The sequence below is a fragment of the Acidaminococcus hominis genome (assembly GCF_900291475.1).
Taxonomy (GTDB): Bacteria; Bacillota; Negativicutes; order Acidaminococcales; family Acidaminococcaceae; genus Acidaminococcus; species Acidaminococcus hominis.
Genome location: NZ_OLMM01000003.1, coordinates 87,656 through 101,125, shown reverse-complemented (window position 1 = coordinate 101,125; position 13,470 = coordinate 87,656). Strand labels below are relative to the sequence as shown.

The following is a 13,470-nucleotide window of genomic DNA, read 5'->3' as shown; positions in this document are numbered from 1 at the left end:
AAAAAAATATGCTTGACATATTACCAGAATGCTAAAGGTGAGAGCTATGGGCGCCCTCCGGGCAGGAGGGGGTATTGGCCCTTCGTGCCAATTGGATGAAACTGCCTCAGTCATCCTATAAGGATGACGGCCCCTCCGTTTGGAGGGGCCGTTTTTAGTCCAATACTGTTCAGTTGCTGAATGGAGGCCAGTGCCGACCTTCCACCACGAGGAATGCTGTTGGTAGTGGAAGGCAGTTGCGGCCTACGGCCGCAAATAACTGGGTAATCATCCGGGCTAGTTGGGGTTTAACGCTGTTTTGTTTCTTCTAATTCTTTGAGTCGTTTATCAACGTGTTTTTTTATGTCTCGGCAGACGATGTAGAAGTGATGTGTTATGTCTTCATTGGTGTAGCGGATGACTGCAATTCCCAGGCTGTTTAGATATTCGGTTCTTATTTGGTCATACATTTTGGCACTTTCTTCAAGGTGGGTTTTGCCGTCTATTTCTATGGCTAATTTGGCTTTGGCGCAGTAAAAGTCGACGATATAGTTGCCAAAAATCCGTTGTTTATACCATTTCATAGAATCTGGGCGTAGGAATTGGTACCATAATTTCTTTTCTTGGTCGGTCATTTCTTTGCGCAGTTGTTTGGCGTTGTCCAATAATTCTTTGTTGCGGAAAGTGTAGATTTTGTTCATGGTTGGTGCCTCCTTATTCTATTAGGTAAGTTTATACTTTGATAGTACAGAAGACGGAAGGGCTTGTCTATAGGTTTGAGAGGAACGGGAAGAATAGGGGTACGAACGGGAATTTTGATCGCGCCAGGTATTTTTTGCAGATTTTTAGGAACAGAGAACCCCGGTTAATCTGGATTGGGCCGGGCAGGATATTTTCGGTCAAGGATGCGTTGCACTGTGCTTGTCCTTGAAGGAAAATATCCTGGTTGGCAGGCTCTGGAAAGCGGGGTGTGCTTCCAAGTTGGGGACAAATGCGGGCTGCGAATATTGGGCAATGGTATGGCTTTTTAAGGGTTATGGTTCAATTTCCTACAATATATATATGCAATGGGGCGTCAACAATGTTGACATCAAAAATGGCAGCAAAAGCAACATTAAAAAACGGCAACAAAAGCAACATTAAAAAACAGCAACAAAAGCGGCAGTAAAAAAACAGCATCAAAAAAACAGCGGCTGGGGGCCGCTGTTATCCTTGAGTTGGTATTTGGTTAGACGTTGCGTTTGGCGAGTTGTTCCACTGGTTCTGGGTTGGGGGTAAATTTGATGGGCTGGGGGTTATTCAAAAAGGCGAGGGCGTAGCTGATGGCCATGGCGGTGCCGTAGATCAGGCCTCGTTCGTCGATGTCGAATTCGGGGGTATGGTGGTTGGCGCCGCAGCCTTCCTCTTTATTGGCGATGCCGGTGAAGGTAAGGACGCCGGGGAATTTTTGTAAGTACAGGGCGTAGGATTCTGATGCCATCCAGGGTTGGGGGTCCTGGATATGCTGGGGTCCCAGGTCGTGTTCCAGGGCGGTTCTTCCCAGGGCGGCGCATTGGGGGTGGTTATTGACTTCGAATAGGGCTTCGGGCATTTGGAGTATTTTGGCTTTGCAGCCATAGAGGGCGGTGTTTTGTTCCAGGGCTTTTTTGAGGAATTCTACAAATGGGCGGCCGGCTTTTTCGTAGGAGAAGAAGCGGGCGGTGCCGCCGAAGGTGAGTTTATCGGGGATGACGTTATATTTTTCGCCGCTTTTGACAAAGCCCAGGGAGAAGGTGAGGCACTGGAAGGGGTCTACGCTGCGGGTGCGGAAGGCGCTGAGCTGCTGGTACAGTGTAGTGAAGCAGTCCATGGGGTTATTGGCCAGGTCGGGGCGGGCGCCGTGGCCGAAGGTGCCGTCCAATTCGATGACAAAGGAGCAGCCGCCGGCCATGACGGGGCCGGGGGTCAGGGAGACGGTGCCGGCGGGCATATCCCAGCGGACGTGGGTGGCGTAGCAGCCGTCGATGGACATTCCCAGCTGGTTTACCAGGTAGGGGAGGAGGTTTTGGATGTCGCCGCTTTCTTCTTCGCCGCGTTCAAAGCAGAGGAGAATTTTGCCGGTCCATTCTTCTGTATGGGCGGCCAGGATCCGGGCGGCGGCAAGGGCCATGGCCATGTGGGCGTCGTGGCCGCAGGCGTGGGAAAGGCCGGGGCGTTTGGAAAGGCAGGTTTTGGGGCCTTTCAGGTTGTTGGGGCTTTCCTGGATGGGCAGGGCGTCGGTGTCGGCTCGAAGGAGCAGGGTTTTGCCGGGTTTGCCGCTGTCCAAGATGCCCAGGAGGCCGGCGTCGGGGATATTGCGGGTGGGGATGTTCTGGGTTTTGAGGTATTGTTCCAGGTAGGCGATGGTTTCGGTTTCCTGGTTGCTGGGTTCGGGGTTTTCATGAAAATGGCGGCGCAGGCGAAGGGTTTCGTTGAACTGGGCTTGGGCCTCTTTGAGTATTTCCATGGACATATGCCTCTTTTCGTAGTCTTTTTACGGGTGCATTATAGCATGAAAAAGGGGAAAAGTGATACACGTGTTTACAAGTTAGTATAAAAATTGCAAATAAGCTGTGAAAAATTGAATTTTACTACCCAATAATATTAATATTATGATATAATAATAACAGATACAGGAGGTTGCTTTGCAGCCACTGAGGGGAGTGCTTCGAACCCGCGAAGCGAAGTGTAAGAGTTCTATGGGAGGAAGAAGGGGATTTCATGATCAATGGCGTAATGACAGTAAGAGAAGCGTCTGAACGGTGGGGGCTGAAACCCATCACCATTAACCAAGCCTGTACGGGCCAAAAGGGTTACCCGCCCCGTTTCCGGGATGGGGAATACCAGAAGTCCGGTGGGATTTGGTTGGTTACCCAGGCTGGTATGGAACGGTTGTACGGTAAGGAACGGCAGCCCGGAGAGACCAGAAGGAGGGTGCTTCCCCGCAGGGGGTCCCTTGGCCGGAAAACGGCTGTTGTTGGCGAAGCGGCTAACGCAAGAGAAACTGCGGAATCCAGTGAAGCGGCTTTTTAGGCGTTTGAGAAGGAAGAAGTAAGAGTGTAGAGGAAACGGCTTTTCAGCCCTTGGGGGGCTGAAAAGCCGTTTTTTGTTGTGCAGACAACGGGTTGGTGCGGTCAGCGGACCTGAAGTGTGCTGGTGCCGAGAATCCACTCTCAGTCACCTTCGGTGACAGCTCTCCCCTAAAGGCGAGAGCTATGGGCGCCCTTTGGGCTGGCCCTACGGGCCAATTGGATGAAACTTCCTCAGTCATCCTATCGGATGACAGCCCCTCAGTGGTTCGCATTATGCCAATCAGCTTCGCTCTCTGAGCTCGCTTCTTGGAATGCTATCACATGGCTCATATTAACCAATAGTCCTTTAAAAAGCTGATGGACTATTGGATATGAGCGCAACGCTTGGATGGGCCGGTCTTAGGCCACCACTGGTCGTGTGCTAATTGGGGGCTAGTACTGAAATGTAGGTAGTTGCCCCATCCTGCAATGCCTGCGGCATTGCTTCCTTCCCCGCCTTGGAATGTTGTTGGGCGGAGAAGGCAGGCGGCCGGGGGACGCAAAGGATTGGATGGAATTGCTGGATTCTTTTTTTGGCAGTTGCATGGGGATGCTAGAGGGGTGTTTTTCTGCTTGTTCGAAAGGGTAATCTAGTATAAAATAGCTTCAACAAGAGTATTGTAGGTGTTATGAGCTGCAGCAGGTGTTTGGAAGGAGGCGGGGGCTGTGAATCATATTCAAAATTATCTGGATTGGCTAAAGTGTAATATGACGCAAGCCAGAATTGATGATTCTACGGTTGAAATTACAACTCCCTTTCTCGATCGTCATAATGATTATACGCAGATATATATTAAGGACCTGGGAAATCATCAGGTAAAAATTACGGATCTGGGATATATTGTTGATGATTTGAAGATGTATGGTATTTCTTTGCAGCAGGGTAAAAGAAAACATATTTTCAATCAGATTCTGGCCAGCAAGGGGATTCAGTATGATGGGAATTCGCTGGAGTTGTTTGTGATTTGTGACCGTGGTGATATTCCGGAGAAGCAGCATACGCTGCTGCAGACGATGTTGGATGTATGTCAACTGCGTCTGTTTGTAGAGAACGGTGCTGCTTGAATTCTATAGGTATTGGTAAACACTTGACATTCTGTGATAGGGGATGGTCAAGTGTTTTTTTGTGGGGTGGGGCCCTCTGGGCAAATTGGTTTTGAACTCCATCCGCCGGTGATTCCACCGGCACCTTCCTCTTTACCAGTGCACGCTAAGCAGTGCACTGGTAAGTGGAAGGCAGGCGGCCGGGGGCCGCAAACAACAGGATAAACTTCTATCGTCGCCTTACGGCGACACTTCCTACACTCTTGCAGGAAGCGTTCAGGGCCACTACTGGTCATGTGCTGAATAGGGGATAGTGTAGAAATGCAGGTAGTGGCCCTCCGGGCAGATGGGATATTGGTGCGGTCTGCGAACCTGAAGTGATGTGGTTCGGGGTATCCACTCAGCGGTTCGCCGTGCTCCAATCAGCTACGTCCTGACGGACTTGCTTCTTGGACGGCTATCGCATGGGCCTTATTGACCAAACAGCCCCTTGCAGAATTTGTCGGGCTGTTTGGATGCGGCCGCATAGTGGTTCGCTGCTAGCCAGGCGGCGTCGCCCTGCGGGCTTGCCTTCTGGGCAGCTATCACAGGGGTCGTATATTCCATTTCTCTACGGCCAAGGCCTTGAGAAATGGATACGACTCCCAGAGGCGAGAGCTATGGGCGCCCGCTGGGCAGGAGGGGGTAAAAAGCTTTATGGATTAAACTTCTATCGTCGCCTTACGGCGACACTTCCTTCACTCTTGCAGGAAGCGTTCAGGCCACCACTGGTCGTGTGCTAATTGGGGGCTAGTACTGAAATGTAGGTAGTTGCCCCATCCTGCAATGTCTGCGGCATTGCTTCCTTCCCCGCCTTGGAATGTTGTTGGGCGGAGAAGGCAGGCGGCCGGAGGACGCTAATACTTGGTTGGCCCTCCGGGGTTTCTCTATCGGCACCTGTGGTGCCACTTTCCCCTTTGGGGAAAGCTTGTCCCCATCTGGGGCTAGTGCGGGGCGTTAGGTAGCTCAACTACAGAAAAATTGCCTGAGGCAATTTTTTGCTGTAGAAAACTCTGTAGCGGTTTTTGGTCGTGGAGTCCATGGGGGTAGTGTGGGGCGTTATGCGTTTCCTGCCATATTTTTCTCTTCAACTATTTGCGTCGGGCTCTGGAAATAGTCTATAATAGGTTGATGCTACTTTTGTGGCGATATTCTATGAGGGAGGAACTTTTATGGGTGGGCATGTGCTTGGTTTGATTCACACGATTACTGCGCTGGATGTGTTGGATATCCTGGTAGTGGCGTTTTTCTTAAATAAATTGTATTTGATGTTGAAGAATACGCGGGCGGCGTCTTTGGTCAAGGGGCTGTTGATGCTGCTGGTGATTATGTTGATCAGTAAGTGGCTGAATTTGTATGTGATCAACTGGATTTTGGAAAAGTTTATGACGGTGGTGATGATTGCGCTGCCGGTGGTTTTTCAGCCGGAGCTGCGGCGGGCGCTGGAGCAGATTGGGCGGGGGAAGTTATTCCGCCGGAGTACGGTGCTCAATGAGGAAGAAATCGAGAATATGCTGGAGGCGGTGGCGACTACGGCAGATGATTTGAGCCGGAACAAGATTGGGGCGCTGATTGTTTTCGAGCGGGAGACGGGTCTGGACGACTATATTGAGACGGGGATTCAGATTGATGGTTTAATCAGTACGGCTCTTTTTGAAAATATTTTTATTCCCAATACGCCGCTGCATGATGGGGCGGTGATTATCCGGGGAAACCGGATTGCGGCGGCGAGTTGCCTACTGCCTCTGACGGAGGCGCGGAATTTGAGTCAGGAGCTGGGTACGCGGCACCGGGCGGCGATTGGTCTGTCTGAGCAGACGGATGCGCTGGTGCTGGTGGTGAGTGAGGAAACGGGTGCGGTTTCTCTGGCTCGTGGGGGTGCTCTCCAACGGTATTTGACGCACCGGGATGTGCGGGATCTTTTGCGGCCGGTGATGAAGCAGCCGATGCTCAATTGGAAGGATTCGATTCGGCTGAAGTTTGAGGCGCTGCGCAAGCACAAGGACGAGGGGCAGAAAGGGGATGACTTCCATGATAACCCAAAAGCATAATGATGAGGGGGCCAACAAGCGGAATTCCTGGTTTGTGCGGGTGATGGCGCTGGTGGTGGCCTGCATTTTGTGGGTGTATGTCATGAATGAGCAGAACCCGATTACCACGAAGACGTTCCGGGTGCCGCTGGCGGCCAACAATTTGGCGGAAGATATGGTGGTAAAGGATATGCCGGAGACGGTGAATGTGAAGGTGAGTGGTACGCGTTCGCAGATTGCGGTGCTCCGGGAGGGGGATATTAAGGCGTATATCGACTTTACGGACGCTCCCAAGGGGATGAATACGTACAATGTGATGGCTACGGTGCGGATGGGGGAAGTGGCGGAGGTCACGCCGAGTCTGCTGCAGCTGGAAACGGATTCTCTGGCGGAGAAGTCTGTGGAGGTGGAGCCGCGGATTGTGGGGGTTCCCAACAGTGGGGTGACGGTGAGTCATATGGACCTGAATCCGGCTAAGGTGACCATCCGGGGGGCCAGTGCCCGGATTGCGGAGGTGGCCAAGGTGCTGGTGATGGTGGATATCAGCAACAAGGACCAGAATTTCACGTCGGATGCTACGGTGGTGGCTGTGGACAAGACGGGCCGGGAGATGTATGATGTGAAGGTTGTGCCGTCCAAGGTGAAGACTACGGTGACCATTGTGCGGCAGTTGGGTACCAATGATTTCCCCATTAAGGCCAATATGTCGGGGCAGCTCCCGGCTGGGGTGACCATTGCCAATGTGAAGTTAACGCCTGCCACGGTGAAGCTGACGGCGGAACCGGCGGTTTTGGGCAATATTAAGGAGATTCAAACGGCTCCGATTGTGTTGACGAATATTACCAGCGATGTGGAGCTGAAGATGCCGCTGCAGATTCCTGACCAGGTTCTGGCGGACACCCACAGTGTGCTGGTGGAAATTACGCTTACGAAAGCTCCGGAGGGACAAAGTGCAGCAGCAAAAAACAGTAGTTCTACGAATCAATAATATCCGGGTGGGGCTGGACAGCAGGCAGGGCCTGCCCCAGCTGCTTTCCCGGAAGCTCCGTTTGCCGGAGGGCAGCATCGGGAAGGTACGGGTGCTGCGGAAGGCGGTAGATGCCCGGCACAAAAGCAGTATTGTGCTGGTGTACCATCTGCTGGCGGAGCTGCGTATCAGTGAAGGGCAGAAGGCGGAGCTATTAAAGGATCCGCAGATTAGTGAATGGGAAGAGAAGCCGGAACCGGTGCCGGTATTTGGCACGGAAGGGCTTGCCAGCCGGCCTATTGTGGTGGGGCTGGGGCCTGCGGGGCTTGTGGCGGCGCTGGAGCTGGCCAAGTACGGGTACGCGCCTATGGTGGTAGAGCGGGGCCGGGATTTGGCCCACCGGATTCGGGACGTGGAGACGTTCTGGAAGACGGGGAAGCTGGACCCGGTGAGCAATGTGCAGTTTGGGGCCGGGGGTGCCGGGACGTTTTCTGACGGGAAGCTGACCACCCGGGTGAATGACCCGATTATGGGGCATTTGCTCCAGTTGTTTGTGGATGCGGGGGCGCCGGAGGAGATTCTCACGGAACAGAAGCCTCACGTGGGCACGGACAAGCTGCGGATTATGGTGACGGGGCTGATTCACCAGATTAAGGCTTACGGGGGCACGGTGCGCTACGAAACCCAGGTGACCAATGTGCGCCGGGATGCGGCCGGCGGTCTTACGGAAGTGGAGCTGAACGGCCAGGAATGGGTGAAGTGCCAGGGGCTGGTTCTGGCCTGCGGCCATTCGGCTCGGGATACGTACCAGATGCTGCTTGCCCGGGGCGTCCATTTGGAGGCCAAGGCGTTTGCGGTAGGTGTGCGGATTGAGCACCAGCAGGAGCTGATTAACCGGGCCCAGTATGGGAAGTTTGCCAAGCACCCCAAGCTGGGGGCGGCGGACTATGCGCTAGTGTACCACGACAAGGCTACGGGCCGGGCGGTGTATTCGTTCTGTATGTGCCCGGGGGGCCAGGTGGTGGCGTCTGCTTCGGAACCGGGGGGCGTGGTGGTCAACGGGATGAGCCCGTTCCTGCGGGATACGGGGCTGGCCAACAGTGCGCTGGTGGTGAATGTGGACCCCAAGGATTTCCCGCCGGGGCCGCTGGGGGGTATGGAATTCCAACGGAAGTACGAGCGGCTGGCCTATGGGGTCAGCAAGGATTACCGGGCTCCGGCCCAGTCTTCCCGGAGCTATCTGGAAGGGACGGCGCCGGACCTGAAGGTGCCGTTTAAGCCCAGCTACCGGCCGGGACTGGTGGCGGCGGACCTGAAGAAGGTGCTGCCCCAGGCGGTGGCGGAAACGCTCCAGCATGGGCTGGGGGTGTTTGACAGGAAGCTGCCGGGGTTTGGGACCCAGGGGCTGCTGATTGGGGTGGAAACCCGGACGTCAGCGCCGGTGCGGATTGTCCGTGGTGAAAGCGGGGAGTCTGTGAACTGTCCGGGGCTGTACCCGGCCGGGGAAGGGGCTGGCTATGCGGGGGGCATTATGAGTGCCGCCATGGACGGGTATCATCAGAGTCATCGGCTTATGGCCCGTTTTGCCAAACCTGTGCTATAATAAGAACGCTATGGAAAGTATTCCAACAGGCACCCCCTGGGTGCGATACTAAGTGAACCATGAGGAGATGCGATTTATGGAAAACGTAACGATTATTACAGGACACAAGAATCCGGACACGGACTCTATTTGCTCTGCCCTGTCTTATGCCTATGTGAAGACCCAATTGGGTGAGAAGGTGGAAGCTTGCCGGGCTGGGAATGTGAACCCGGAAACCCAGTATGTGCTGGATTACTGGAAGGTGGACGCTCCCCGGCTGAACACGGAACTGGCGGAAGGCCAGGACGTGATTCTGGTGGACCACAATGAGCTGAGCCAGGCTGTGGACGGCTTCAGCAAGGCCAATCCTCTGGAAATTATCGACCATCACCGGATGGGCGGCATTGTGACGGCCAATCCTCTGATGGTACGGATCCAGCCGGTGGGCTGCACGGGCACCATTATTTACAATATTAGTGTGGAAAAGAACGTAACGCTGACCCCGACCATTGCGGGGCTGCTGTTCTCTGCCATTAGTTCTGATACGCTGTACTTCAAGTCCCCGACTACCACGGAAAAGGACAAGGAAGCGGCTATGGCGCTGGCGAAGATTGCCGGGCTGGAAGATCCGCAAAAGTACGCTATGGATATGCTGCAGGCTGGCTCTGCCATCAACTCTCTGAGCCCCAGCGCTATCTGCCACGGGGATATGAAGGAATTTGATTTCCCTCAGGGCAAGGTAACGGTGGCTCAGATCAACGTGATGGACGGGGAAAAGGCCAAGGCAAAATGGCCGGCGCTGCAGGGTGCTTTGCAGGATATGGTGGACCAGTGTGAAGCGGACACTACGCTGCTGATGGTGACGGATATTATCAATGAGGTGACGGAACTGTTGTGGGCTGGAAAGAACGCTGAGGTGCTGGACAAGGCGTTTGGCCAGCGGGAGGCTGACGGGCATTATCATCTGCCTGGGGTGCTGTCCCGGAAGAAGCAGATTGTGCCGCCGTTGACGAAGGCGTTTCAGGAATAGTATTGCATTAAGATGAAATCAGGCCGTGCAGGGTGCACGGCCTGATTTGTTTTGTGGTGGTGCGGTCCGCGGACCTGAAGTGTGCTGGTGCCGGGAATCCACTCTCAGTCACCTTCGGTGACAGCTCCCCTCGTATGATATGTATGTGAGTTATTAAAAACAGCTCACATACATATTTTTTGTGCGTATAGCGGTAAGAACCATTCGGAGAATTTTCCTCTTCCGGTTTCCCGTCTATACAATCTGAAGCTCTGTAACAAAAGGTNCCTCGTATGATATGTATGTGAGTTATTAAAAACAGCTCACATACATATTTTTTGTGCGTATAGCGGTAAGAACCATTCGGAGAATTTTCCTCTTCCGGTTTCCCGTCTATACAATCTGAAGCTCTGTAACAAAAGGTTTTCCCATGGTACGATATCAGTAGAGTCTGATGTCCGGAGGCACTGCTATCTCCCCTTGCAGCCAGTTCGTCTGTGTCTGCTCCCTTTAGCATGCGGCCCAGCTCATGAAGCATTACTCCGCTAACACAGAAGTTGCATCTCCTGCCTTAGCACCAGCAAAAAGGCTGACAGGATGAATGCTAATTGCGCGAGGTTGCGGTTACTTCATGATGCCTGGGATAAACCTTTTGCTCAGGCTTCACAAATCTGATCTGGGAAGGAGGATGATATCATGATTAAGATCAACACTTTGTCAACTTTATACGTCGGTATTGATGTAAGTTCAAAATCCAATGTTGTCTATGCCATGGACTTTGAACAGAATAAGCTTCTTTCTGATTCTTTCCCTAATAATCAGCCTGGCGCTGAAAAATTGGCGAATGCTATCTGTAAATGTATGCTTTCTCATCGAAATCTAAATACTATCGTTTTCGCATTAGAATCCACCTCCATGTACAGTATTCATATTGCCAATTTCCTGTCAGCCAGCGAAATTCTCATGCCTTTTCATCCGTATGTTTATTGTCTCAATCCAAAAATCACAGCGAATTACCGAAAAACTTTTATTGGCCTTTCCAAANGGTAAATTGCAAGTTGAATTTGAACAACTATAATCAAGAAACACACTCAATAGCATAAACTTCATCGAGGAATGCATCAAATAGCTCTGACGGCGTATGGTAGCCCAAAACACGACGTGGGCGCTGGTTCAGCGTATCTGCCATGTTCAGGATATCCTCATCAGAGAACCGCTCTACGGACATGCCCTTTGGGATGAAATCCCTCAGCAAGCCATTGTGGCGTTCGTTTTGAGCCCGTTCCCACGAGCTGTACGAATGTGTAAAGTACATCTTGGTGCCGAGACTCTCGAACTGTGACAAGTTCTCAAACTCAGGACCGTTATCGGCCGTCATCGTCTTAAAAATCTGGCTGAAGCGCTCTGCGCCATATAGCTCCTGCAACTGTGCAAGAGCGGATTCAACGCCGGCACAGGTACGTCCAGGAATGCGGATGGCGATGTAGTTGCGCGTAACCTTTTCAACAGCAGTGAAGACTACTGCCTCACGGCCTGCACGCTGACCAACGACCGTGTCCACTTCCCAGTGGCCAATTTCGGTACCTTCATTGACGACGGCAGGACGTTCCTCAATGGAGCGACCCTTCATACGCTTGTTCTTACGTACCCATTTCCGACGGTGTTTATGCTTTAAGGCTCGCGGGACTTCGAAGAGCGACAGCGGAAGCTTATTAGCCCAAAGCATGTTGTAAAGCGTCTTGGTACAGGGAATCTGTTCCGGCGTAAATAGCTTGTTCCGCCTAGCATAGCCAACGCAGGCATCCAGTGACCAACGTTCCTGGCGGACTTGTTCTACCATCCATTGGATGAACGATTCGCAGTCGTCATGATCGATTTTGCAAGTCTTCCTGGAGTTCTTGCGATTCTTTGCGTATGCCTTCTGACCGCGCTTTGCCATATACTGTGGGGCACGACCGTGCTTGCTTTTTCGTTCCGGCGTTCCACGCCGAAGCTCATAGAAAACAGTCGTATGAGCACATCCTACTGCAGCAGCAATGTTGCGAAGGGAAAGCCCTTGACGATGCAGAGCTTGAATCATACCACGTTCTTCCAAAGAAAGATGGCGGCCGGGGATACGTACGTCCTCCATTGTGTTAGAATGGATGTGATCCATCGTGATTGCTCCTTTGTTGATGATTTCTCGCAAAACCATTTTAGCATGAGGCTTCACTATGGATTTTTATTTTTTGATTAACTGTTCAAGTTCATTTTACAACTGACCACAGAAAATATCTTGAATAGGGAATTTAAAGCCGATGCCCCTAACCAGAAATGGTGTACTGACGTCTCAGAATTTCACTACTATGAGGGGGTAGTTGTGCATAAGGTATATCTGAGCGCGATTATTGACCTGTATGACAGACGAATTGTTTCCTATGTGATAAGCAACCGGAACGATAAAAATTTGGTATTCAATACCTTCAATAAGGCATTGTTGAAAAACCCTGGCGCGCATCCCCTGTTTCACTCTGACCGGGGATTCCAATACACCTGCAGGGATTTCCGCAAGATGATTCTAGATGCTGGTATGACGCAGAGTATGTCACGGATAGGAAAATGCATTGATAATGGCCCGATGGAAGGCTTCTGGGGCATGCTGAAAAGAGAACGGTACTATACTCGTGACTTCGACAGCCGTAAAGCTTTGGTAACGATGATTAATAACTACATGGAGTATTACAACAGTGGCCGTTTGCAGCGGAATTTGGGCCGTTTGACCCCTATGCAAAAACATAATAGCTACCAAATGGCGGCGTAGAGGTTTATATTATTAGGAACTGTCTACTTGACGGGGAGCACACCAGTTTGCAGAAGGCTTACTAGGCATCACTGGTCGTATGCTGAATGGGGGCTAGTGCGGGCCGTTAGGTAGTAAAATGAGGTCAAATCTTTGCATATAGTGAAAAATAGTAAAAAAAAAGGGACATGTCGTAACACGTCCCATCCAAAACCGTAAAACGGTTTTCAAGTTGAATATATTATAATATGGGATAGTTTAGTTGTCTAGGGGGAAAATGGGGGATAGGGCTGAAATGGGGGCGAGTTGGCTCTTCGGGTGGCTTGGTTGGGAACCCCATCCTGCAATGCCTGCGGCATTGCTTCCTTCCCCTTCTCCTGTTCGCGCAACGCGGCGAACAGGTAAGTGGAAGGCAGGCGGCCGGGGGCCGCGAAAAATGGATAAACTTCTATCGTCGCCTGTGGCGACACTTCCTGAGCGGTTCGCCGTACTCCAGTCAGTTTCGCCCACAGGGCTCACTTCCTGGACGGCTATCGCATGGGCCTTATTAACCAAACAGCCTCTTGCAAAATTTGTCGGGCTGTTTGGATGCGGCCGCAACGCTTGTAGGAAGCGTTCTAGGACACTACTGGTCATGTGCTGAATGGGAGCTAGTACAGGAATGTAGGTAGTTGCCCCAACCCGGCATTGCTGGAGGCAATGCCGACCTTCCCCGCCTTGGAATGATGTTGTGCGGGGAAGGCAGGCGGCCGGGGGCCGCTAATACTTGGTTGGCCCTCCGGGGTTCCTCTATCGGCACCTGCGGAGCCACTTTCCCCTCTGGGGAAAGTTTGTCCCCATCTGGGGCTAGTGAGGGCCGTTAGGTAGCTCAACTACAGAAAAATTGCCTGTGGCAATTTTTTGCTGTAGAAAACTCTGTACCGGGTTTTTGGTCGTGCGGTCTGCGGACTTC

Annotated in this window: 10 protein-coding genes and 1 pseudogene; 8 read left to right on the top strand and 3 right to left on the bottom strand. The window is 52.2% G+C overall.

What is annotated here, in order from left to right; translation table 11 throughout:
* Positions 1 to 287: 287 nt before the first annotated feature.
* Together C7E10_RS02660 and C7E10_RS02650 are read right to left on the bottom strand one after the other, a co-directional pair.
* The gene (locus tag C7E10_RS02660) at positions 288 to 680 is read right to left on the bottom strand and encodes an endonuclease domain-containing protein (RefSeq protein ID WP_105325835.1); all 393 of its coding nucleotides are present in this window, start codon (positions 678 to 680) and stop codon (positions 288 to 290) included.
* Between the two features lie 527 nt (positions 681 to 1,207).
* On the bottom strand, positions 1,208 to 2,464 hold the full coding sequence (locus tag C7E10_RS02650) for a M20 metallopeptidase family protein (RefSeq protein ID WP_105325833.1): 1,257 nt from the start codon (positions 2,462 to 2,464) through the stop codon (positions 1,208 to 1,210).
* Positions 2,465 to 2,718: 254 nt separating this feature from the next.
* Here C7E10_RS02650 and C7E10_RS12135 point away from each other — a divergent pair, with 254 nt between their 5' ends.
* The 7 genes and pseudogenes from C7E10_RS12135 to C7E10_RS02615 all read left to right on the top strand — a co-directional run.
* Positions 2,719 to 3,030 carry a helix-turn-helix domain-containing protein gene (locus tag C7E10_RS12135; RefSeq protein WP_200820184.1) on the top strand — a complete coding sequence of 104 codons (312 nt, stop codon included), beginning with the start codon at positions 2,719 to 2,721 and terminating at the stop codon, positions 3,028 to 3,030.
* 704 nt (positions 3,031 to 3,734) lie between these two features.
* On the top strand, positions 3,735 to 4,133 hold the full coding sequence (locus tag C7E10_RS02640; protein WP_200820183.1) for a DUF1828 domain-containing protein: 399 nt from the start codon (positions 3,735 to 3,737) through the stop codon (positions 4,131 to 4,133).
* Between the two features lie 1,190 nt (positions 4,134 to 5,323).
* A complete protein-coding gene (cdaA, locus tag C7E10_RS02635; protein ID WP_105325832.1) occupies positions 5,324 to 6,202 on the top strand; it encodes a diadenylate cyclase CdaA in 879 nt (292 codons plus the stop codon).
* Positions 6,183 to 7,169 (top strand): CdaR family protein, encoded by a 987-nt coding sequence (locus C7E10_RS02630; protein WP_231087013.1) that lies wholly within the window; start codon positions 6,183 to 6,185, stop codon positions 7,167 to 7,169. Before cdaA ends, C7E10_RS02630 begins: the two co-directional genes overlap by 20 nt.
* Positions 7,132 to 8,751 (top strand): NAD(P)/FAD-dependent oxidoreductase, encoded by a 1,620-nt coding sequence (locus C7E10_RS02625; RefSeq protein WP_105325831.1) that lies wholly within the window; start codon positions 7,132 to 7,134, stop codon positions 8,749 to 8,751. Before C7E10_RS02630 ends, C7E10_RS02625 begins: the two co-directional genes overlap by 38 nt.
* Positions 8,752 to 8,827: 76 nt before the next feature.
* Positions 8,828 to 9,760: a manganese-dependent inorganic pyrophosphatase gene (locus tag C7E10_RS02620; RefSeq protein WP_105325830.1), complete on the top strand. Its 933-nt coding sequence runs from the start codon at positions 8,828 to 8,830 to the stop codon at positions 9,758 to 9,760.
* A 675-nt stretch (positions 9,761 to 10,435) separates the two neighbouring features.
* Positions 10,436 to 10,783, top strand: a pseudogene (locus tag C7E10_RS02615) (IS110 family transposase); the annotation flags it as partial.
* 34 nt (positions 10,784 to 10,817) lie between these two features.
* On the opposite strand, the gene C7E10_RS02610 reads toward C7E10_RS02615, so the two are convergent.
* Positions 10,818 to 11,894 (bottom strand): IS30 family transposase, encoded by a 1,077-nt coding sequence (locus C7E10_RS02610; protein WP_105325528.1) that lies wholly within the window; start codon positions 11,892 to 11,894, stop codon positions 10,818 to 10,820.
* A gap of 120 nt (positions 11,895 to 12,014) precedes the next feature.
* On the opposite strand from C7E10_RS02610, the gene C7E10_RS02605 reads away from it, so the two are divergent.
* Positions 12,015 to 12,539, top strand: coding sequence for an IS3 family transposase (locus C7E10_RS02605; RefSeq protein ID WP_160101783.1), 525 nt, complete (start codon positions 12,015 to 12,017; stop codon positions 12,537 to 12,539).
* Positions 12,540 to 13,470: the final 931 nt, after the last annotated feature.

Excerpts from the sequence above, each read along its gene's own strand:
- C7E10_RS02660 (WP_105325835.1), bottom strand. The coding sequence starts at position 680 with ATGAACAAAATCTACACTTTCCGCAACAAAGAATTATTGGACAACGCC.
- C7E10_RS02650 (WP_105325833.1), bottom strand. The coding sequence starts at position 2,464 with ATGGAAATACTCAAAGAGGCCCAAGCCCAGTTCAACGAAACCCTTCGC.
- C7E10_RS02610 (WP_105325528.1), bottom strand. The coding sequence starts at position 11,894 with ATGGATCACATCCATTCTAACACAATGGAGGACGTACGTATCCCCGGC.
- C7E10_RS12135 (WP_200820184.1), top strand. The coding sequence starts at position 2,719 with ATGATCAATGGCGTAATGACAGTAAGAGAAGCGTCTGAACGGTGGGGG.
- C7E10_RS02630 (WP_231087013.1), top strand. The coding sequence starts at position 6,183 with ATGATAACCCAAAAGCATAATGATGAGGGGGCCAACAAGCGGAATTCC.
- C7E10_RS02620 (WP_105325830.1), top strand. The coding sequence starts at position 8,828 with ATGGAAAACGTAACGATTATTACAGGACACAAGAATCCGGACACGGAC.
- cdaA (WP_105325832.1), top strand. The coding sequence starts at position 5,324 with ATGGGTGGGCATGTGCTTGGTTTGATTCACACGATTACTGCGCTGGAT.